The following is a 19,868-nucleotide window of genomic DNA, read 5'->3' on the forward strand; positions in this document are numbered from 1 at the left end:
CTTGAAGACTACGAGGTTGATAGGTCTGAGGTGTAAGTGCGGTAACGCATTCAGCTGACAGATACTAATAGGTCGAAGACTTATCCTGAGAGGTTCGAAAGATAAGCGGAAGAGATTGGAGAGAATGAAGTCGTAAGACTTTCTGTATGAAATTCTGAAGGTACATGAAATAAAAAGTATTGACATCAACCTGAATCTGTGTTAGGCTTGATGAGTACGCCGTGGTATACCAGGTGTTATTCCTCGATAGCTCAATGGTAGAGCACTCGGCTGTTAACCGAGGGGTTGTAGGTTCGAGCCTACTCGGGGAGCTAATCTTATAAGGCCCCATGGTCAAGCGGTTAAGACATCGCCCTTTCACGGCGGTAACACGAGTTCGAATCTCGTTGGGGTCATTTAATTTAATATGCCGATGTGGCTCAATTGGCAGAGCAGCTGATTTGTAATCAGCAGGTTATCGGTTCGAGTCCGATCATCGGCTTTTTGCTGAAAAGCAAAAAATGGGTGGATTCCCGAGTGGCCAAAGGGGACAGACTGTAAATCTGCTGCGTAATGCTTCGGTGGTTCGAATCCACCTCCGCCCATTTCTTTTTTATTTATATCGCGGGGTGGAGCAGTCTGGAAGCTCGTCGGGCTCATAACCCGAAGGTCATAGGTTCAAATCCTGTCCCCGCTACTATTATGTAATATGCCCAGATAGCTCAGTTGGTAGAGCAGAGGACTGAAAATCCTCGTGTCGCTGGTTCGATTCCAGCTTTGGGCACGACTTTGAAAAGCTGAAATCATAACGATTTCAGCTTTTTCTTTTATCTGTAAAAAGACTGAGAGAAAATCAGATTCAGGTGTTGATAAATAAGGAGTGTGCAGTATGGAGTTTAATGTTGGTCAGGTAATTAAGATGAAGAAGCCGCATCCATGTGGTGCAAATGAATGGGAGATCCTTCGCGTTGGTATGGATTTTCGTTTGAAATGTAAAGGGTGCAATCATCAGGTGATGGTACCGAGAAAATTAGTTGAAAAGAATTTTAAAGGTTTTATAGAATAGCAATAAAATAGAAAAAAGTATTGAAATAATAAAAAAATCCTTGCAACATGGGAACCTTTATGATATTATTTTGTTCTGTGATGTGTTAATAATCATATATTTCCTTGCTCATATATCATATATGGGCCAGAGACCATAAGGAGGTGCAATTACATGAACAAGTATGAGTTAACTTTAGTAGTTAATGCAAAGATTGATGAGGATGCTAGAACAGCAGCAGTTGAGAAAGTAAAGGCTTACATCGAGAAAGCTAATGCAACTATCACTAATGTTGAAGACTGCGGACTCAAGAAGCTTGCTTATGAAATCCAGAAGATGGGCGAAGCTTACTATTACTTCATTCAGTTCGATGCAGAAGCTGATGTACCAGCACAGCTTGAAGCTAATGTTCGTATCATGGAGCCTGTTCTCAGATATCTTTGCGTTCGTTTAGACGCTGAGTAATAGGAGGAATTCCGTATGAATAAAGTAATTTTAATGGGTCGTTTAACAAGAGATCCAGAGATCAGATATTCTCAGGGGAATGATCAGATGGCAATTGCCAGATACACTCTCGCTGTAGATAGACGTTTTAACAGAAATGGTGATCAGACCGCAGATTTTATTAACTGTGTTGCTTTTGGCCGTTCAGCAGAATTTGCTGAAAAGTATCTGAAACAGGGTACAAAGATCGTGGCTACTGGAAGAATCCAGACAGGCAGTTATACCAATAAAGATGGAAACAAAGTATATACAACAGATGTTGTTATCGAAGACCAGGAATTTGCTGAAAGCAAAGGAAGTTCTTCATCAGATGGCGGAAGTTATCAGCCAGCTGGCAGACCTTCACCTGCAAATGCAAGTGCAGAAGGTTTTATGAGTATTCCGGAAGGTATAGAGGATGATTTACCATTCAAGTAAAGAAGGAGGTAAATACAATGGCTTATACAAAGACAGATAGAGCAGACGCTCCAATGAAGAGAAGAAATATTCGTAGAAGAAAGAAAGTATGTGTATTCTGTGCAGATAAGACTGCTGTTATCGATTATAAAGATGCAAACAAGTTAAAGAGATACATCTCTGAAAGAGGTAAGATCCTTCCTAGAAGAATTACCGGTAACTGTGCTAAGCATCAGAGAGCTTTAACTGTAGCAGTTAAGAGAGCAAGACAGATTGCAATTTTACCATACGTAGTAGATTAATCTATATTCATTGGTTACACCGTAGGGTGTGCATACAATCTGAAAATGAAGGATGGTTGTGAAGTGATTCACAATCATCCTTTTTATGTTTATGTTAATAAGCCAAATGCAGATTTCGTGTTTATATGAAAAACAACATTTGACTTATTTAATGCAATATTGACGTCCTGAATCATCTGGGATAAAATTTTGATTAAAGATATTATTAAATATAGAAGGTATAGTTATATTGTTAGATGAAGAATAAATGGATAATTAGCAATATGAAAAAAGGATTAGCACAAAAAAAGAATGCAAGGAGACCTTTATGGCAGAGAAGATCGTACAGATAGATCATGTTACAAAAAAATATAAGGAACGTACAGTATTGGATGATGTATCATTGTCTATCTGGACAGGGGATGTCATTGGGTTATTGGGCGGCAATGGAGCAGGTAAAACGACATTGATGAGGGCAATTGCAGGAAGTATTCCGGTTGATTCGGGAGAAATCAGTTTTTTAGGAGAACGAAGAACGCAGGACGTAGGAACGCTGATCGAGAATCCAAATATATATACTGATATGTCTGGAATCGAGAATCTTCGATATTTTGGCAGATTATTTGGGGTAGAGGATGAAGCAGTATATGAGAGCCTGCTGCACCAGATGGGGCTTGCAGAAGCTGGAAAGAAATTGGCTGGCAGGTATTCACTTGGAATGAAACAGAGACTTGGCATAGCGGTTGCAATGCTCGGTGATCCGAGACTTTTGATCTTAGATGAGCCGTTAAATGGTCTGGATGTACAGGGAATGCAGGATCTGGAAGAACGTCTGTGGGCAATGCATGAGGATCGGTCAATCGGAATATTGATCAGCAGTCATGTGATCGGTGAATTGGTAAAACTTTGCAATCGGTATCTGATTATGGATCATGGCAGGATCTGTATGGAATATACAAGAGAAGAACTGCTTCAGCAGGCAGGCAGCGAGGAAGCAGTTGAGGATTATATTATTACACGATTCCAAAAAACAACGTAAACATATAGCATGAGTGTAGAATATCAAGTAAAATTATAAAACAAATATAGCAGATCAGAATAATAAACAGGAGAAAAGACAGGACCAGAATACATTAGAGAAATCAACAGGGCTAGTAGATTAAAATAATATGCTGTACAGAAAATAACAGGTAAGACGGAAAGGCAGGAAACAAATGATGAATCAGATCATTCGTGCAGAGAATTACAGAATCAGGAAGAATAAGACATTTCGTATTGCATGCATTGTGATCATTGGAATGGTATTAGTTGGATTTGCATTGTTTTATGCTGCAACACATATGATATCTGGAGAGCTGATGGAAGCAGCGGGTGGATATGATACGGATGTGGATGCATTTACAGACATAAATCTGTTTGACTGTGCAGGAATCGCTGTTTCACTGATGCAGATTCTCTCTATCTTGTATGCAATTGTGACCACGATCATGATCGGGGCAGAGAAACGGAATGGTGTCTATTCGCTGATGCTGGAACGCGGGTATCAGACACGTCAGATTTATATGGCTAAATTGTATGCGACAACGGTGATAGCAGGCATCGGTTATCTTTTATATGTAGCTGTATCGTTGATTGCCGGGGCGATATTCTGGCATGGAACAATCGAACGCGAGGATGTGACAGGATTTATCCGAGTGTTTCTTTTAATGCTTGTTATGTATGTAGTTTCTTCCTATATCTATATGGCAGTTGCGATGAATGTAAAAAATGCAGGAATGGCAGTTGCGGTGAATCTCATTATTGTACTTTTATTCTCAACAGTGATAACAGGTCTGGATCAGATTCTTGCTGATGGAGATGTGTTTTTCCGCAAGTACTGGCTCTTATCCGCAATCGAACAGTTTGCCTATATCGATCATACAGATACAACTGTGCGGGAAACTATAACAGGATTGATAGAAGCGGTCGGCTATGGCGGGCTTGCGGTGTTTATTGGCAATACTGTATTTACAAAGAAAAAAAGATAAAAACAGAAAATGAACGCTGCCGGCTATGTGAAGATATTTGACCGGTAAGCCTTATGATAAAGTGTGGTTTTCGTTGACAAAATAAAGGGATGCGTTTATGATTATTAAGAACTTTAATGTGGATGGAGTCTGTCCACAGGAAAGAATGCAACAGTGGAATACTTTTATATAACCAGACGCTGCATTATATCAACATTAAGTAATGAAAAGGAGTATATTATGGGTAAGTACACGAAAGCAGATATCTTAAGGATGGTAAAAGAAGATGATGTAGAGTTTATCAGACTTCAGTTTACAGATATTTTTGGAGACCTTAAGAATGTTGCTATAACTTCAAGTCAGATTGAAAAAGCACTGGATAACAAGATTATGTTTGATGGTTCTTCTATTGAAGGATTTGCAAGAATCGAGGAATCCGATATGTATCTCTATCCAGATTATGATACATATGAGACTTTCCCTTGGAGACCACAGCAGGGTAAGGTTGCCAGACTGATCTGTGATGTTTATAAGCCGGATGGCACTCCATTTGAAGGTGATCCAAGATATGTTCTGAAGAAGGCATTGAAGGAAGCTGCTGATATGGGTTACATGATGAACGTAGGTCCTGAATGTGAGTTCTTCTTGTTCCAGACAGATGAGAATGGATTACCAACAACGAATACTTACGAGCGTGCAAGCTATTTTGATCTTGGACCACTTGATTTCGGTGAGAATGCCAGAAGAGATATGGTACTGACACTGGAACAGATGGGATTTGAGATTGAGCTTCCCACCATGAGGTTGCTCCTGCACAGCATGAGATAGATTTCAAGTATGGCGAGGCATTAAAGACTGCCGACAGCATCGAGACATTTAAGCTCGTTGTTAAGACAATTGCCAAGAAGCATGGTTTGTGTGCTACATTTATGCCAAAACCAAAGTATGGCGTATGTGGTTCCGGTATGCATATGAATATGTCCTTGTCAAAGGATGGCAAAAATATATTTGCAGATGATAATGATAAGCTTGGTTTAAGCCAGGAAGCATATTACTTCATTGCAGGTATCATGGAACATATGAGAGAGATGACAGCAATCACAAACCCATTAGTAAACTCTTATAAGAGACTGGTTCCTGGTTATGAAGCACCGATTTATATTGCATGGTCAGCAAAAAACAGAAGCCCATTGGTTCGTATCCCAAGTGCAAGAGGAGCAGGAACGAGAGTAGAGCTTCGTTGCCCGGATCCAACAGCAAATCCATATCTGGCAATGGCTGTATGCTTAAAAGCCGGATTAGACGGAATCAAGAGACAGCTTCCGCTTGTACCAAGTGTTGACAGCAATATCTTTGAATTAACAAGAGAAGAAAAGAAAGCAAGACACATCGAGAGCCTTCCGGCAAACTTAAGAGAAGCTGTTTTATGTATGAGAGACAGTGACTTCATGAAGGAAGCACTTGGTGAGCATATCTTTACACGTTACACATCAGCAAAATTAGATGAGTGGAACGAATATACCAGACAGGTCACTGACTGGGAGATCAGCAATTACCTTTACAAAGTCTGATCAGAAGCCGGTATGTTTAAGTAAAACCGAAGAAGAACAAGGAGTAATACAGACACCCATTTTATGGGTGCCTGTGTTGCTATATTATAGAATCAATTTGTTCCATGAAAATATAAGGAACTGAAACTGGTCGGGTGAGAGGTTGTTGTTTTGGTAAATGTAATTGTACTATTTGCAAAGATAGAAGAAGCAAAAAGCATAAAAAATCTTTTGGTTCGACATGGGATCAATGTAACTCAGGTATGTACGACCGGAGCACAGGCAGCACAGGCAGCAGATGCGTGTGATGATGGTCTTATTATATGCGGATACCAGTATCCGGATATGTTATTTTCGGAGCTGGCGGCAAATATACCGGATTATTTTGATATGCTTGTGATTGCATCTCGTGTGCATTACGAGGCGTGTAGAGAAAGTGGGATTACATGCCTGCCGATGCCACTTCGTACACAGGATTTTATCAATACTGTTTCACTGACGGTTGAAAATATTCTGTGGGAGCGTAAAAAACGCAAGACGAAACCAAAGGAACGCACAGAAGATGAAAAAAAGGTAATTAAGGCTGCAAAGCTGAAATTAATGAATGACAATGGATTTGATGAGCAGGGCGCTCATCGGTATCTGCAGAAAAAGAGCATGGATAATGGTATCAATATTGTTGAAATGGCATATATGATATTGGAACATACAGCACTGTTTTAAGGAGGCACGAATATGAAGTTTACAAAGATGGAAGGTCTTGGAAACGATTATGTGTACATAAATTGTTTTTCAGAGAAGGTAGAAAATCCTGAGAAACTGGCGATTGCCATGAGTGACCGGCATTTTGGTGTTGGAAGTGATGGAGTGATCCTGATTAAGCCATCCGATAAAGCAGATTTTACAATGGATATGTATAATGCAGACGGTTCCAGATCTGAGATGTGTGGAAACGGTATCCGTTGTGTAGGAAAGTATGTATATGATTATGGACTTACGGATAAGACTTCGATATCTGTAGAGACACTTGCCGGAATCAAATATCTGGATTTTGTGATAAAGGACGGCAAGGTTGATATGGTAACAGTTGACATGGGTGCGCCGATCCTCAAGGCAGATCAGGTGCCTGTGCGTTCAGATAAAGAGCAGGTGATCGACGAGAAGATCACAGTAGCAGGTGTGGATTATCATATGACCTGTGTATCCATGGGAAATCCACATGCAGTTATGTTCGTAGACGATACAGAACATTTCCCGTTGGAGAAAGCTGGTCCGTTATTCGAGCATCATGAAGTATTTCCGAACCGTGTGAATGCGGAGTTTGTTCAGGTGATCGACCGTCATACCGTAAAGATGCGTGTATGGGAGAGAGGAACCGGAGAGACACTGGCATGCGGAACCGGAGCATGTGCAACTGCAGTTGCATGTGTATTAAATGGAAAGACAGATGATGAGGTAACCGTAAAATTATTAGGCGGCGATCTGATCATCCGTTTTGATAGAGAGAACAATAAGGTATACATGACAGGTCCGGCCAAGGTAGTGTTTGACGGCGAGACTGACAGATTTTAGGAGGAAATGACATGTTTAAGGCAAATGAGAATTATCTGAAGCTTCCGGGAAGCTATTTATTTTCAACAGTAGCAAAGAAACAGAGAGAGTACAGTGCGGCACATCCTGATAAGAAGATTATCCGTCTGAGCATCGGAGATGTAACACAGCCGCTTGCGCCTGCTATTATTGAGAGACTGCATTCGGCTGTAGATGAGATGGCGGTAGCAGAGACATTTAAGGGCTATGCACCGGATCTTGGATATGAATTCTTAAGAAATACCATCGTAAAGAATGACTATATTGACCATGGAGTTGATATTTCTGCTGATGAGATCTTTGTAAGTGATGGTGCAAAGAGCGATTCTGCAAATATTCAGGAGATTTTTGCACCGGAAAGCAAGATTGCTGTATGTGATCCTGTTTATCCTGTTTATGTAGATTCAAATGTAATGGCAGGCAGAACCGGAACTTATGATAAAGAGACCGGACTCTGGAGCGATGTGATCTATATGCCTTGTCTGGAGGAGAATGGATTTGCACCGGAATTCCCAAAGGAGGAGCCGGACATTATCTATCTGTGTTTCCCAAATAATCCGACAGGAGCGACCATCAGCAAAGCACAGCTTCAGGAATGGGTTGACTACGCAAATAAGATCGGAGCTGTGATCATCTATGATGCAGCATACGAAGCATATATCAGTGAAGACGATGTACCACATTCTATCTACGAGTGCGAAGGTGCAAGAACCTGTGCGATCGAGCTTCGAAGCTTTTCGAAGAATGCAGGATTTACCGGAACCCGTCTTGGATTTACAGTTGTACCAAAGGATCTGAAGGATGCAAATGGTGTTGCACTTCATGGTTTATGGGCTAGAAGACATGGAACCAAGTTTAATGGTGCTCCATATATTGTTCAGGCAGCAGGAGAAGCTGTATATTCAGAAGAAGGTAAAGCACAGACAAAGGCACAGATTGCATATTATATGAACAATGCGAAGGTGATCTATGATGGATTAAAGGCAGCAGGCTATTCCGTATCCGGCGGTGTGAATGCACCATATATCTGGTTAAAGACACCGGATAAGATGACTTCATGGGAGTTCTTTGATTATCTGCTTGCAAATGCAAATGTCGTAGGTACACCGGGCTCAGGCTTTGGACCGAGTGGTGAAGGATATTTCAGACTGACAGCATTTGGTACATATGAGAATACAGTAGAAGCAATCGAGAGAATTAAAGCGTTATAATAGCGGGGTGCAATTAACTATATAATCGTGGAGGTAGCAAGATGAAAGATAATGGACTGCTGGTGCAGTATTTTAATGCAAATACACCGGCTGATCAGACATTATGGGCGAAAGCGGTAAAGGATGCAGCGACATTGAAAAAGCTCGGTGCAACTGCTGTATGGTTTCCACCTGCAACCAAAGGGGCAGCGGGAAAAGATGACAGGGGCTATGCGCCATATGATCTGTATGATCTGGGTGAATTTAATCAGAAGGGTTCGGTTGGAACCAGATATGGTACAAAGAAAGAATATCTGGAAGCAATCGATGCAATGAAGGCGCAGGGAATCAATGTATATGCAGATATCGCAGTCAGACAGAAGTTAGGCGCAGATTCTGTGGAGAAGGTTACGGCAGCAGATTTTAATGCCAAGGATATTCCGCAGATGATCGGTAATAAAAAGATAGTTGGAGCCTTGTCGAAGTTCACCTTCCCGGGCAGAAAGAGCAAGTATTCCAAGTTCAAATGGAACTGGAATCATTTTGCAGGGATTGACTGGCAGCAGGATGATTTTAAGAGGCGTGTCTGCGAACTGTCTGGTATGACAGAGACGGAAGCAGAGAAGAAATACAAGCTCAGCAAATATGATTATATCATAGGCAGTGAGCTGGATCTGTACAATCAGGAAGTATATGATGAATTAATGGCATGGGCGAAGTGGTATGAGGATGTGACCGGAGTGGACGGATTCCGTTTCCAGGAAGCAGAGAAGATTCCGGGATGGTTCATCAGAGACTTTGCAGAAGCTGCTTCGAATGCCGGAGAAGAAGAAAAAGAGATCTTTACGGTAGGTGACTTCTGGCACTGGAGATGTGACTATATCAATGATTACATCGCGTCTGCGGACAATCAGCCATCTATGTTTGATGTGCCGCTGCATTTCAGTTTCCATGATGCATCCGTTGCAGAGGGAGAATATGATCTGAGCCGGTTACTGGATGGCTCCATGATGATGAGTAATCCTGCAAAGGCAGTTACATTTGTAGAGAATCATGAATCACAGCCGGGCGGTGTGCTGGAATCTGCTGTAGCAGAGTGGTTAACCACTGGCATATGCGATCATTTTATTAAGAGAACAGGGATATCCATGTATGTTCATGGGTGATTATGAAGGCATTCCTGCGGCTAAGATCAAGTCCAGAAAGACAATCATGAACAAACTGTTAAAGCTTCGTAAGAAATATGCATACGGAACACAGCATGACTACTTTGATCATCCGGATGTTGTCGGCTTTACCAGAGAAGGAGATGCAGAGCATGAGAATTCCGGTCTGGCAGTTATTATGTCAGATGGAACCGGCGGAACAAAGCGCATGTATGTCGGAAGACAGTTTGCAGGCTGTCATTTCGCAGATGTAATGGGAAATGCAAAGTATGATATCCGTATCGATGAAGAAGGCTGCGGCGAATTCTATGTAAACCGTCAGGGACTTGCAATCTGGATTAAAAAAGATTGCAAATTATAAGAAATTGAGTTATCATATTAATACTTTAGATTGTAAAAGTGCATGAAAGTCTGAGGATGATCCGGATTTTCACAGCATAAAAGTGGCAAAGGAGTATGAGTTATGGGAAAGACAGTACATACAGAAGCAGTCCGTGATCTGTTTGAAGCAATACTGACATTGGAGACAGAGGAGGAATGTTTTAATTTCTTTGAAGATGTTTGTACGGTAAATGAATTGCTGTCCATAGCCCAGAGATTTGCGGTTGCGAAGATGTTAAAGGAAGATAATACTTATCTGGAAGTTGCCGAGAAGACCGGTGCATCGACAGCAACAATCAGCAGAGTGAACAGATCTCTTAATTATGGTAAAGATGGTTATGAACTTGTATTCAGCAGAATGAATCTGGATAAAGAAAAGAAAGATTCAGAATAACAACATATAAAACAGGAAATCCTCCGGGAATGGATCAAGACGATCCGTTTCCGGAGGATTTTGTTTGTCCTACAACCAACCTATGTCTGCGCAGGCACTGCGGCAAACAGAGTACTGTGCAAATGACTCGCTTCAATTTCTATAAACTGCATATATCTGATTCGCAAATATTCCTGTGCTAACTCGCCTGACGGCTCAAACAAGCCCCCATATTTGCTGATATATGCAATTTATTACGAAATCTTCGCTTGATGTCATTTGCACAGTACTCTGTTTGCCATAGTGCCTGTGCAGACATAAAATTGGTCGGACAGACATCAGTCTGCCCGACCATGCGGGGAGAAAATCCCCTATATATTTGGTATTAGGAAGCGAAGCGGGGATTAAAGGGTATTTACAAAGCGCATGAAGGCTTCTCTGCCTTCGGTGGTATTTTTGTATACACCGGAGCATTCCAGAACTTTTGAGAATACCTTGCCGATCTCGTTCTGGATGATTCCATGGATATTTTCCGGAGTAATGTCATAATTTCCAATCCATTCATCAACCCAGTCTGCATGTTTTTCGATAGCTTCATTTGCGCGGATGTCCTTGTGATTTAAGATTGCATCCTCAAGCTCTGACATTTCACCTTTTAATCTTGCAGGAAGAACAGCCAGACCCATGACCTCGATCAGACCGATATTTTCCTTCTTAATATGATGATACTGGCTGTGTGGGTGGTAGAGCCCCATCGGACATTCTTCGGTTGTGATGTTGTTACGAAGTACCAGATCCAGTTCGAACAGATCTCCATGCATTCTTGCGATCGGAGTAATCGTGTTATGTGGAGTATCGTCTGTGTAAGCGTAGATATATGCAGCTTCGTCTGTGTAATTTCTCCATGCTGTCAGGATGTGATCTGCTGCATCTGCGATACGTGCAGGATCAGAACCTTGAAGACGGATAACAGACATAGGCCATTTGACGATACCGGCTGTCAGGTCTTCGTAACCAGGTAAAGTAAAGTTTGATTCATATGGAGCCTTTGCCATTGCAAATGTATAGCCGCCACCCTGAAAATGGTCATGGCTTAAAATGGAACCGCCAACGATCGGAAGATCTGCGTTGGAGCCGGCTGTATAGTGAGGGAACAACCGGACAAAATCAAGTAGCTTTACAAACGCAGCGTGGTCAATCTTCATTGGTGTGTGGTTTGCATTAAAGATAATACAGTGCTCGTTGTAGTACACATAAGGGGAGTACTGTAAGTAATATGCCTGTCCATCTAAGGTAATAGGCATGATCCTGTGGTTCTGTCTGGCAGGATGTGAGAAATGTCCGGCATAACCTTCGTTTTCACGGCAGAGCAGACAGGCTGGATAACCGGATTTCTTTGCCTTTCCTGCTTTCGCGATATCTCTTGGGTCTTTCTCCGGCTTGGACAGGTTGATCGTAATATCGATCGGACCGTATTCCGTTTCCGTAACCCATTTTTCATCCTTTGCGATACGATCTTCACGAATATAGTTTGTAGCCTTACTGAAAGCATAATAATAATCCGTTGCTTCCTTTGGGGATACGGCATATTTATCAGCAAATATTTTCCGTACAACAGATGGAGCAGGAGTGAGCATACCCATAATCTTTGTATCGAAAAGATCACGGTTTGTGATCGTGTCATCCTCCATCAGCTTGTGCCGGTATGCATAATCTAACATATCGTTTAAGATATCAACGAGCGGACGGGATGGAATCTCAGCCGGTTCGTTGTATTCCTGAATGTCGAATAACTCTAGCAGACGGTTTGTAACATATATTTCGTCTGCAGGATCTACAAGTCCTTTGTTTAAACCATAAGTAACCAATTCTTTGATATATGTTTCTATCATAGTCATAACCTCCCATAAAATTTGTTATTATATCATGTGCTTCGCACATTCAATGCATTCCGCAAAATCAGCCCCCTTGCAAGCAAGTGATTTTGCGTTCATTATATCGTGAGCATAGCTCACTCAATGCATTCCGCAAAATCAGCATCCTTGCGAGCAAATAATTTTGCATTCATTATATCATGTCGTCTGTTTTACAGTACCTGCATACCGCCGTATTTACGGATCTTCAGTACATGGCAGGAGCCTCCGCCAAATACGTGATCCATAGCCTGGCGATACGTCTCAACAGTATCGTTTTCTACAAATGCCTGAATAGTTCCGGCAAATCCACCGCCGTGAACACGGCTGACTCCGTGACTTCCAAGTGTGATATCACTGACAGCCAGAGCAACAGATACATTCTGAGCCTGAATATCTTTATTCGTATATACGTTCTGCAAATACTTGAAAGAAGAATCACCGGATGCTTTAACCGCTGCAAGGAATGCAGGCATATCACCCTTTGTCAGGGAAGCAACCTGAATTTCTACCCGTTTTACTTCTTCAAAATAGTGAAGGGCACGAAGCAGGTAACGGTCGCCGAGTTTGGTGCGGATGTCAGCCATGTGGTCGATAATATCCTGTTCGCTTAATTCGTTTAATACCGGTTTGCCAAGCATCTCCGCAACGGCACACATCTCGGCAGGAACTGCAGCATAGTCAGCAGTCAGATCTACATGAGAGCCCTTTGTATCAGTGATACAGAGACTGTAACCGCTCTTTGCCATATCAAAGTCGATCTTTTCAACAATAGGATCGGCTGGATCTGCAAAGTCGATATGTACAAGATTTCCGACGGAAGATGCCATCTGATCCATCAGGCCGCAAGGTTTTCCGAAGTATACATTTTCTGCATACTGGCCGATGATCGCGATCTCGATTGCAGATACGGAACCATTATTATAAAGTCCCGACAAGATGGTTCCGATGATTGTTTCGAATGCTGCAGAAGATGAAAGGCCGGCACCAATCAGTACATCACTGGTGATATATGCTTTGAAGCCGCCGACAGCGTGTCCGTGTTCCTTTAATCCGGCAGCAACACCCTTGATCAGAGCCGTTGTTGTTTCTTTTTCACTTTCTACAAGAGAAAGGTCGGATGCGTCGATTGTAATGAGATCATATCCGTCTGAGATAACCTGGATCTTATCATCGGAAGTCTTTGCAACGATGGCAATCGCATCTAGATTGATAGATGCGGCAAGTACCTGACCATGCTGATGATCAGTATGATTTCCGCCTACTTCACTTCTACCCGGAGCGGAGAAGATAGATACCTCTGTGTCTCCGAAATCTTTGATGAATTCCTGAAGAGCAGCGATATATCTGCCATTCTGATAAGCGAGCAGATGCTCATCGACATAGATATCGGTTAATAATTCATTGTACTGTTCTGATTCAAAGTCTTTTATTAATTCAGATGCATGTTTCATATGTTTGTCCTCCTGATCATACATGATAATTAATGTGCTTACACCTGTACGATGCGTAAATGTGTGTTTACTTGTACAGATGTGCCTGTTTTCCTAAGTCTGTTTGTTCTTTATAGTGACAGGATAACATATGTTTAGTAAAATGTCAACCACACTTTAGTAAAGATTTACTGAAAAAGTAATTGAAAAATAAAAAGAAATCTGTTACACTAAGTTAGTAAAAATATAGTAAATTTATCCAATAAATATGGAGTAAAGAGGTACATTATGACGACAATCAAGGATATTGCGAGACGGGCAAATGTGTCACCGGCTACAGTTTCAAGAATTTTGAACGATGATCCGACATTAAATGTTTTACCGGAGACTAAGGAAAGAGTCCTTCGGACAGCAAAAGAGCTACACTATACAAAGAAAAAGTCAGCCAGATTGAAGAAGTCATTCCAACTTGGTCTTGTACTCTGGTTTTCCGCAGAGGATGAGATGAAGGATAGTTATTATCTGTCCGCAAGAAAGGGAATCGAGGATTTCTGTATCAGCCAGTCGATTGAACTGGTTCGGGTATTTCGGAATGACAGCAACTACCTGGACATGCTGCGTGGTTGTGATGGAATTATCTGTCTGGGTAAGTTTGCGCATGAGGAAGTAAAATCATTTATAGAGATATGCAGTAATATTGTATTTCTGGATATGAAGGTTGAGAACTACAACATTACATCCCTGACAATGGACTTCAAACAGGCAGTACGGGATGCACTTGACTATCTGTATCATCTGGGACATCGTAAGATCGGTTTCATGGGTGGTAAAGAGTTTGTGGGCGATCATGAGCTTCTGGTAGATCCGAGACTAGAAGAATACATTGCATATATGAAGGAGAAAAAACTCCCGTATGAGAAATATTTGTATGAGGGAAGCTTCAATACATTCTCTGGTTATGAGATGGGGAAAGTAATAGCAGAAGCTGACGAACGTCCAAGTGCAATCTTTGCAGCCAGTGATGCTCTTGCAGTAGGAGCATTAAAGGCATTCAAGGAAGCGGATATGGAAGTGCCGGAGGATATATCGCTTGTTGGCTTTAATAACACAGAGCTTAGTGAGTATACAGTTCCTGCACTTACAACCGTAAATGCTCCGGCATATGATATGGGACAGCATGGTGCTAATCTGATCTATGCTGCATCAAACCTTAGTATCCGTACTCCGTTAAAGGCGGAGATTCCTTGTAATCTGATCGTCAGGGAATCCTGTATGGAATACACAGAAAAATAAAATTATTCGTTGTAAAGTAAGTGCAACACATGAATTGTGTGTTGTACTTACTTTTTTTATGCGTTGTTTTTCCCCCCCTCTCAACGCATGAGTTCCCATCCTTTTTCTTGGAGCGTGTCAAAGGTCGATGCGCTCCGCTATAAAAAGGATTAGTAAAATAATAGGGGGTAGAGAAAGGTGGGTTTTTATGGAATTTGTAATGAACAAAGGAATAACAGTAACTATCGATGATGATGAGATTGTGAGCTGGAATCATGACCAGAAGAAAAAAGCATGTTTTATAAGGGTTAAAGATGGATCTATATGGTGCTATATGTAAGCTACGAGAGAATTTTTTTCTTTGGATAAATATAATTAAAGTTTGTAGGGTGGCGCATCCGCGCTGAATATAAAAGAAAGATAAGAGGTAGAAGTTATGAAAATGGCGAGTACAGTATTATGGGCTTAAATCTGGAATGGAAGAGATTCACGACATGGAATATGAATGATTATATGGAATTTGAGATTGATCTGGTGAAGAAGCTGACTCCGGATCGCCCGGTTACAACGAATTTTATGCAGCTCTATGACGGACTTGATTATCGGAAGATGACAGAACTGATCAAAGAGCTGATTACAAATGCAGGAATCCGGATAAAGGAACTGCCTGAGAACGTGGAATATCATGAGCGTTATACGGATACACACCGTTATGCCTTTTATATCAATGAGGGCGATGTGGCGGCAGAACTTCTGAATGTGACAGAACTTCTGAGTGGACAGGTTGTAAACGGAAAAATCTCTGTTGATGCAAAAAATGTGATGATTATAAAAGGGAAAATATAAATTAAAAGATCATCAGTACTGCTCCGTAAAAGATGCCTAATAAACGCAGGACGGCAGATAAAAAACTGTAAAAGCAGGCTGCGGAAGTATGAAGTTGATTTTTGAAAGATATATAGGCAGAAGCTGTATTAAAAGGAGGATGTTATGTTTATAAAAGGAATGGATATTTCCACCCTGCTGGAGGAAGAAACCTGTGGTGCGAGGTATTATGATAATGGTGTAGAACAGGATTTATTTGCTATTTTGAAAGCATATGGTACAAATTCTGTGAGATTAAGACTCTGGAATGATCCATATGCGCCGGATGGTACCCCATATGGCGCAGGGACCAACGATTTGAATAAAGTGATTATTCTTGCCGGACGTGCAAAAAAATATCAAATTGGATATCTGCTGGATCTTCATTACAGTGATTTCTGGGCGGATCCGGGAAAACAGACGACACTAAAAGCATGGCAGGGTATGAACGAGGACGAATTGGAGGCAGCGGTATATCAGTATACAAAAGAAGTCATGCAGACACTAAAAGACAAAGGCCTGCTTCCGGAAATGGTACAGGTTGCAAATGAGCTGACAAATGGTCTGCTCTGGCCAGGCGGTAAGAAACCGGAGTTTGACCGGATCGCAAAGTATCTGAATGCAGGAATCCGTGCAGTGAGAGAGATTCAGGCGGATATTCCGATCATGATCCATCTGGACAATGGTGGCTTTAATGAGATGTATGTGGAGTGGTTCGACGAATTTACAAAGCGAGCAGAACCATTTGACATTATAGGCTTGTCTTATTATCCGTTCTGGCACGGCACGATGGAAGATTATCGCGATCGCGAGGGTAAACCGCTGGATCAGTTAAAAGGAATGGCGACAAAGCCGGAGCTTGTAGAGAAGCTGAATTATTCGATGACAAAGGAAGGACAGGCTTCATTTATGAAAGACTTTTTGAAACTGATCGCAGATATTCCGAGTGGAGAAGGCTTCTATTACTGGGAGCCTTCATGGATTCCGGTTCCGGGATGTGGTTGGGCGACAGAAGCAGCACTTGCATATACCGGAGAAAAAGGACCGGGAGGAAATGAGTGGGCGAATCAGGCCTTATTCGATTATGATGGAAATGCCCTGCCTGCCCTTGCTGTGATCCGTGATTTTAACAGACTAAACTGTAAATGAAAAAAATATCAATTACGCAGTGGCAAGAAAACTGATATGACAGGTATGGAAAATTCAAGATCTCTGTTGTGGATTTAAATATAATAAAAGGCTGAATGCTCTGTACATTTTTGTGCAAGACATTCAGCCTTTTGTTATTTCGGAACAGAAATGTCTGTTTCCGAAAAGCGGTATTTATATAGTGCATAGGATCTATTTGCTGGTGGGTTCGTGCTTTTATTCTTTGGTGCTGTCTTTAGCGTCCACTATTTTTACTGCCGGTCGTTGTTCTGTTTGCTTTGGTATTTTCCACAGCTTTCGTTTTGCTGTTTGCAGTAATCTTTTCGGCAGTTTTTGCCTTGCCGGTTACGGTAACTTTCTCGGTGCTCTTTATTTTCTCGGCAGTTTTTGCTTTCTGTGCATTCTGCTTCAATGTTTGTTCCTGAACGGAATGCATATCATCAATCAGATGCTCGATACATTTCTTCTTAACATAGACATCGACGGACAACATAGATACCATACACATATCATGAAGATAAGCGTCTGTTTCCGGATCATACATATCGGATGCCTTATCATAGGTAGATAAAATGCTCTTGATAATATCGTTATAGTTATCAATCTCATAATTGAATAATTTGCGGTAGACCTCTTCGATATTGACCGGGGACTCGCCGTTATAGCAGTCGTTGTTATTCATCGGGGCAAGAAGTGTCTGGATATCAGTGATACTTACAAAGTTCTTGAGGTAGTAAATATACAACAGCATGATCAGATGATCCTTGGAGTAACGCTTCTTGTCAGGGGGCGGGAGAAGGTTGTTTTTCGTATAATTGTTGATCATGGTCTTCGTCATGGTCTTGTCTTCTTCGCTTCGCTTATTAGCGTTCAGCTTATCCTCCATAAAGGTTGTTAGCTGATCCATATATAGATCAATCTCGGGTATATCATCCGGATCAATGTAACTTAGAGAAGTTGCGATCTGTAATAATTTTTTTCTGCGAGTAATATTTTTATTCATTAGAATCTCTCCCAAACGTAACCAAATCTGTATGAATTCTATAGGAAAGTCCTGTTTTCATGTAAATGATATGAAATACAGGACTTTATAACCTTAGTATTCTATTATATAGGAATAAAAACCACAACACAAGCGTTTTGCCAGAATTTTTATAAATTACGAATTATATTGGAATCTGTATACCTGCACGATACCGGCATTTTAGTACAGGTAAAAGTCATATAAGACAAGACTTCATTATGCGTTGCCGTCATCATTGTCGGTATCCGGCTGTGGCAGGATTTCAAGAAGAACTCTGGATACACGTTTTTTATCCAGTTTTGTGACTTTACAGGAGATTGCTCCGTCGGATGCAGTATCACCGACCGAAGGAAGGTGATCTAATAACTGAATGATATAGCCACCGATGGAATCGTAATCTTCGGATTCAATATCCAGATCCAGAGCATCATTTAAGTCATCGAGCTTGATGCCACCATCGATGCTGTAGTGTGTATCATCTATTTTTACGATATTATTATGTTCTGCATCATCGTATTCATCCTTGATATCACCGATGATCTCTTCAATCAGATCCTCCATGGAGATCAGACCGACGCTGACACCGTATTCATCCAGAACGATACCGATGGAGTTAGAACTGGATTTCATATTAGTCAGAAGATCATTTGTCTTCTGAAATTCATACACATAGAGTGGTTCACGAATGATCTTTGCAACATCAAAATTGTTGATATCATGAGTTGCTTTATAAAAAAATAAATCTTTTACATGCAGAATACCGATGACATTATCACGGGAATCCTTATAAACAGGAAGTCTGGTGTAAGGAACCTCCATATATTGCTTCAGCAGTTCATCATAAGAAGCAGTAACAGGAACCATGGTCACATCGGCACGGGGAATCATAATATCACGTACACGGGAATCTCCGAAGTCCACTACATTTGTGATCATTTCCTTTTCTTTGTTCTCAATAACACCTTCTTCCTCGCTGACATTTACCATAGTGATCAGCTCGTCTTCGGTGATGGATTTGGCGCTTCCGTTTGTATCCATTCGTAAGATCCAGAAAATAACATGAGAGATCTTGTTGATGATGAACACAAATGGGGTAAAGATATATACCAGAAACCGTACGACGTCCACATAAAGTATTGACATTTTAACACTGTTATTTTGGGCAAGCGTTTTCGGCGTGATCTCACCAAATAACAGGATCAAAAGGGTGAGGATTCCTGTTGCGATTCCGACTGCCTTGCTTCCAAATAAATTAGTGGTAAGTGTTGTTGCAAGAGCGGAAGCTGAAATATTCACGATGTTATTACCTATTAATATTGTGCTGATCAGTTTGTCACTGTTAGAGATCAGTTTAAGAACTCTGGCAGCACGTTTGTTCCCATTGTCAGCCATTGAACGCAGAGTGAATTTATTGACAGTTGTAAGAGCTGTTTCGGCAGAAGAAAAGAATGCCGACAACAGGATCAATAGAATAATTGTAAATAACTGGATAATTGTACTGGGGTGCAAAAAAGATCATCTCCTAAAAATATTTTTGCTTTTGATTGTACAGAATAGCGGAAATCTTGTCAAGAACAGAATGGCTAAGAAATGATGGTTTTACATAAACATTACACTATCCGGTAATGTTCGGAATAAATGACGGAGAAGATGCAGATACTAATGCATGTAGATGATAATAGACAGTTATGCAGATATCATTGCCTGATGTTGTTGGTGCATGACCGGATCTATGAAATCTGCGAGAAAGAC

At 41.2% G+C, this 19,868-nt stretch carries 20 protein-coding genes, 6 tRNA genes, 1 rRNA gene and 1 pseudogene; 24 read left to right on the forward strand and 4 right to left on the reverse strand.

The window, feature by feature from the left end; genetic code table 11:
• The 20 genes and pseudogenes from DW959_RS11440 to DW959_RS11530 all read left to right on the forward strand — a co-directional run.
• A 23S ribosomal RNA gene (locus tag DW959_RS11440) occupies window positions 1-88 on the forward strand; the annotation flags it as partial.
• Between the two features lie 152 nt (window positions 89-240).
• Window positions 241-311 (forward strand) — tRNA-Asn (locus DW959_RS11445).
• A gap of 12 nt (window positions 312-323) precedes the next feature.
• Window positions 324-395, forward strand: a tRNA-Glu gene (locus DW959_RS11450).
• Window positions 396-408: 13 nt separating this feature from the next.
• A tRNA-Thr gene (locus DW959_RS11455) sits at window positions 409-481 on the forward strand.
• Window positions 482-502: 21 nt separating this feature from the next.
• Window positions 503-584 (forward strand) — tRNA-Tyr (locus DW959_RS11460).
• A gap of 18 nt (window positions 585-602) precedes the next feature.
• Window positions 603-676 (forward strand) — tRNA-Met (locus DW959_RS11465).
• Window positions 677-690: 14 nt separating this feature from the next.
• A tRNA-Phe gene (locus DW959_RS11470) sits at window positions 691-763 on the forward strand.
• 105 nt (window positions 764-868) lie between these two features.
• Window positions 869-1,045 (forward strand): DUF951 domain-containing protein, encoded by a 177-nt coding sequence (locus DW959_RS11475; protein ID WP_117823255.1) that lies wholly within the window; start codon window positions 869-871, stop codon window positions 1,043-1,045.
• 153 nt (window positions 1,046-1,198) lie between these two features.
• Entirely contained in the window at window positions 1,199-1,489 is a 291-nt protein-coding gene (gene rpsF, locus DW959_RS11480; RefSeq protein ID WP_008401218.1) for a 30S ribosomal protein S6, read from the forward strand.
• Window positions 1,490-1,504: 15 nt separating this feature from the next.
• Window positions 1,505-1,945 carry a single-stranded DNA-binding protein gene (locus DW959_RS11485; RefSeq protein ID WP_008401219.1) on the forward strand — a complete coding sequence of 147 codons (441 nt, stop codon included), beginning with the start codon at window positions 1,505-1,507 and terminating at the stop codon, window positions 1,943-1,945.
• Window positions 1,946-1,962: 17 nt separating this feature from the next.
• Window positions 1,963-2,226 (forward strand): 30S ribosomal protein S18, encoded by a 264-nt coding sequence (gene rpsR, locus DW959_RS11490; RefSeq protein WP_008401221.1) that lies wholly within the window; start codon window positions 1,963-1,965, stop codon window positions 2,224-2,226.
• 307 nt (window positions 2,227-2,533) lie between these two features.
• Window positions 2,534-3,244, forward strand: coding sequence for an ATP-binding cassette domain-containing protein (locus DW959_RS11495; protein WP_117823257.1), 711 nt, complete (start codon window positions 2,534-2,536; stop codon window positions 3,242-3,244).
• A 175-nt stretch (window positions 3,245-3,419) separates the two neighbouring features.
• Window positions 3,420-4,232 carry an ABC transporter permease gene (locus DW959_RS11500; protein WP_117823259.1) on the forward strand — a complete coding sequence of 271 codons (813 nt, stop codon included), beginning with the start codon at window positions 3,420-3,422 and terminating at the stop codon, window positions 4,230-4,232.
• Window positions 4,233-4,451: 219 nt separating this feature from the next.
• Window positions 4,452-5,782, forward strand: a pseudogene (gene glnA / locus DW959_RS11505) (type I glutamate--ammonia ligase).
• A 150-nt stretch (window positions 5,783-5,932) separates the two neighbouring features.
• Entirely contained in the window at window positions 5,933-6,484 is a 552-nt protein-coding gene (locus DW959_RS11510; protein ID WP_021943521.1) for an ANTAR domain-containing protein, read from the forward strand.
• A gap of 12 nt (window positions 6,485-6,496) precedes the next feature.
• Window positions 6,497-7,333: a diaminopimelate epimerase gene (gene dapF / locus DW959_RS11515; RefSeq protein WP_117823261.1), complete on the forward strand. Its 837-nt coding sequence runs from the start codon at window positions 6,497-6,499 to the stop codon at window positions 7,331-7,333.
• 11 nt (window positions 7,334-7,344) lie between these two features.
• A complete protein-coding gene (locus tag DW959_RS11520) occupies window positions 7,345-8,562 on the forward strand; it encodes an LL-diaminopimelate aminotransferase (RefSeq protein ID WP_008401227.1) in 1,218 nt (405 codons plus the stop codon).
• Between the two features lie 41 nt (window positions 8,563-8,603).
• Complete coding sequence (locus DW959_RS11525; RefSeq protein ID WP_243023390.1) at window positions 8,604-9,707, forward strand: alpha-amylase; 1,104 nt, start codon at window positions 8,604-8,606, stop codon at window positions 9,705-9,707.
• The gene (locus DW959_RS14665) at window positions 9,700-10,068 is read left to right on the forward strand and encodes an alpha-amylase domain-containing protein (protein WP_243023391.1); all 369 of its coding nucleotides are present in this window, start codon (window positions 9,700-9,702) and stop codon (window positions 10,066-10,068) included. The genes DW959_RS11525 and DW959_RS14665 overlap by 8 nt, the downstream gene beginning before the upstream one ends.
• A gap of 102 nt (window positions 10,069-10,170) precedes the next feature.
• Entirely contained in the window at window positions 10,171-10,482 is a 312-nt protein-coding gene (locus DW959_RS11530; RefSeq protein WP_008401229.1) for a YerC/YecD family TrpR-related protein, read from the forward strand.
• Window positions 10,483-10,865: 383 nt separating this feature from the next.
• Here the strand turns inward: DW959_RS11530 and galT are convergent, their stop codons facing one another.
• Together galT and DW959_RS11540 are read right to left on the reverse strand one after the other, a co-directional pair.
• Window positions 10,866-12,353: a UDP-glucose--hexose-1-phosphate uridylyltransferase gene (gene galT / locus DW959_RS11535; protein ID WP_117808779.1), complete on the reverse strand. Its 1,488-nt coding sequence runs from the start codon at window positions 12,351-12,353 to the stop codon at window positions 10,866-10,868.
• 194 nt (window positions 12,354-12,547) lie between these two features.
• Window positions 12,548-13,828 (reverse strand): galactokinase family protein, encoded by a 1,281-nt coding sequence (locus tag DW959_RS11540; RefSeq protein WP_117808778.1) that lies wholly within the window; start codon window positions 13,826-13,828, stop codon window positions 12,548-12,550.
• 267 nt (window positions 13,829-14,095) lie between these two features.
• On the opposite strand from DW959_RS11540, the gene DW959_RS11545 reads away from it, so the two are divergent.
• From DW959_RS11545 to DW959_RS11560, 4 genes are all read left to right on the forward strand, one after another.
• On the forward strand, window positions 14,096-15,100 hold the full coding sequence (locus tag DW959_RS11545; protein ID WP_117823265.1) for a LacI family DNA-binding transcriptional regulator: 1,005 nt from the start codon (window positions 14,096-14,098) through the stop codon (window positions 15,098-15,100).
• Window positions 15,101-15,287: 187 nt separating this feature from the next.
• A complete protein-coding gene (locus DW959_RS14895) occupies window positions 15,288-15,419 on the forward strand; it encodes a hypothetical protein (RefSeq protein ID WP_264293250.1) in 132 nt (43 codons plus the stop codon).
• A gap of 119 nt (window positions 15,420-15,538) precedes the next feature.
• Window positions 15,539-15,925, forward strand: coding sequence for a beta-galactosidase (locus tag DW959_RS14670; RefSeq protein WP_226801121.1), 387 nt, complete (start codon window positions 15,539-15,541; stop codon window positions 15,923-15,925).
• Between the two features lie 144 nt (window positions 15,926-16,069).
• Window positions 16,070-17,092, forward strand: a complete 1,023-nt coding sequence (locus DW959_RS11560) for a glycosyl hydrolase 53 family protein (RefSeq protein ID WP_117823267.1) — start codon at window positions 16,070-16,072, stop codon at window positions 17,090-17,092.
• Window positions 17,093-17,327: 235 nt separating this feature from the next.
• Here DW959_RS11560 and DW959_RS11565 read toward each other — a convergent pair whose 3' ends face one another.
• Together DW959_RS11565 and DW959_RS11570 are read right to left on the reverse strand one after the other, a co-directional pair.
• The gene (locus tag DW959_RS11565) at window positions 17,328-18,095 is read right to left on the reverse strand and encodes a DUF1836 domain-containing protein (protein WP_226801120.1); all 768 of its coding nucleotides are present in this window, start codon (window positions 18,093-18,095) and stop codon (window positions 17,328-17,330) included.
• A 237-nt stretch (window positions 18,096-18,332) separates the two neighbouring features.
• The gene (locus tag DW959_RS11570) at window positions 18,333-19,625 is read right to left on the reverse strand and encodes a hemolysin family protein (protein WP_117823269.1); all 1,293 of its coding nucleotides are present in this window, start codon (window positions 19,623-19,625) and stop codon (window positions 18,333-18,335) included.
• Window positions 19,626-19,868 lie beyond the last annotated feature (243 nt).

Source organism: Clostridium sp. AM46-21, assembly GCF_003480025.1.
Lineage (GTDB): Bacteria > Bacillota > Clostridia > Lachnospirales > Lachnospiraceae > Coprococcus > Coprococcus ammoniilyticus.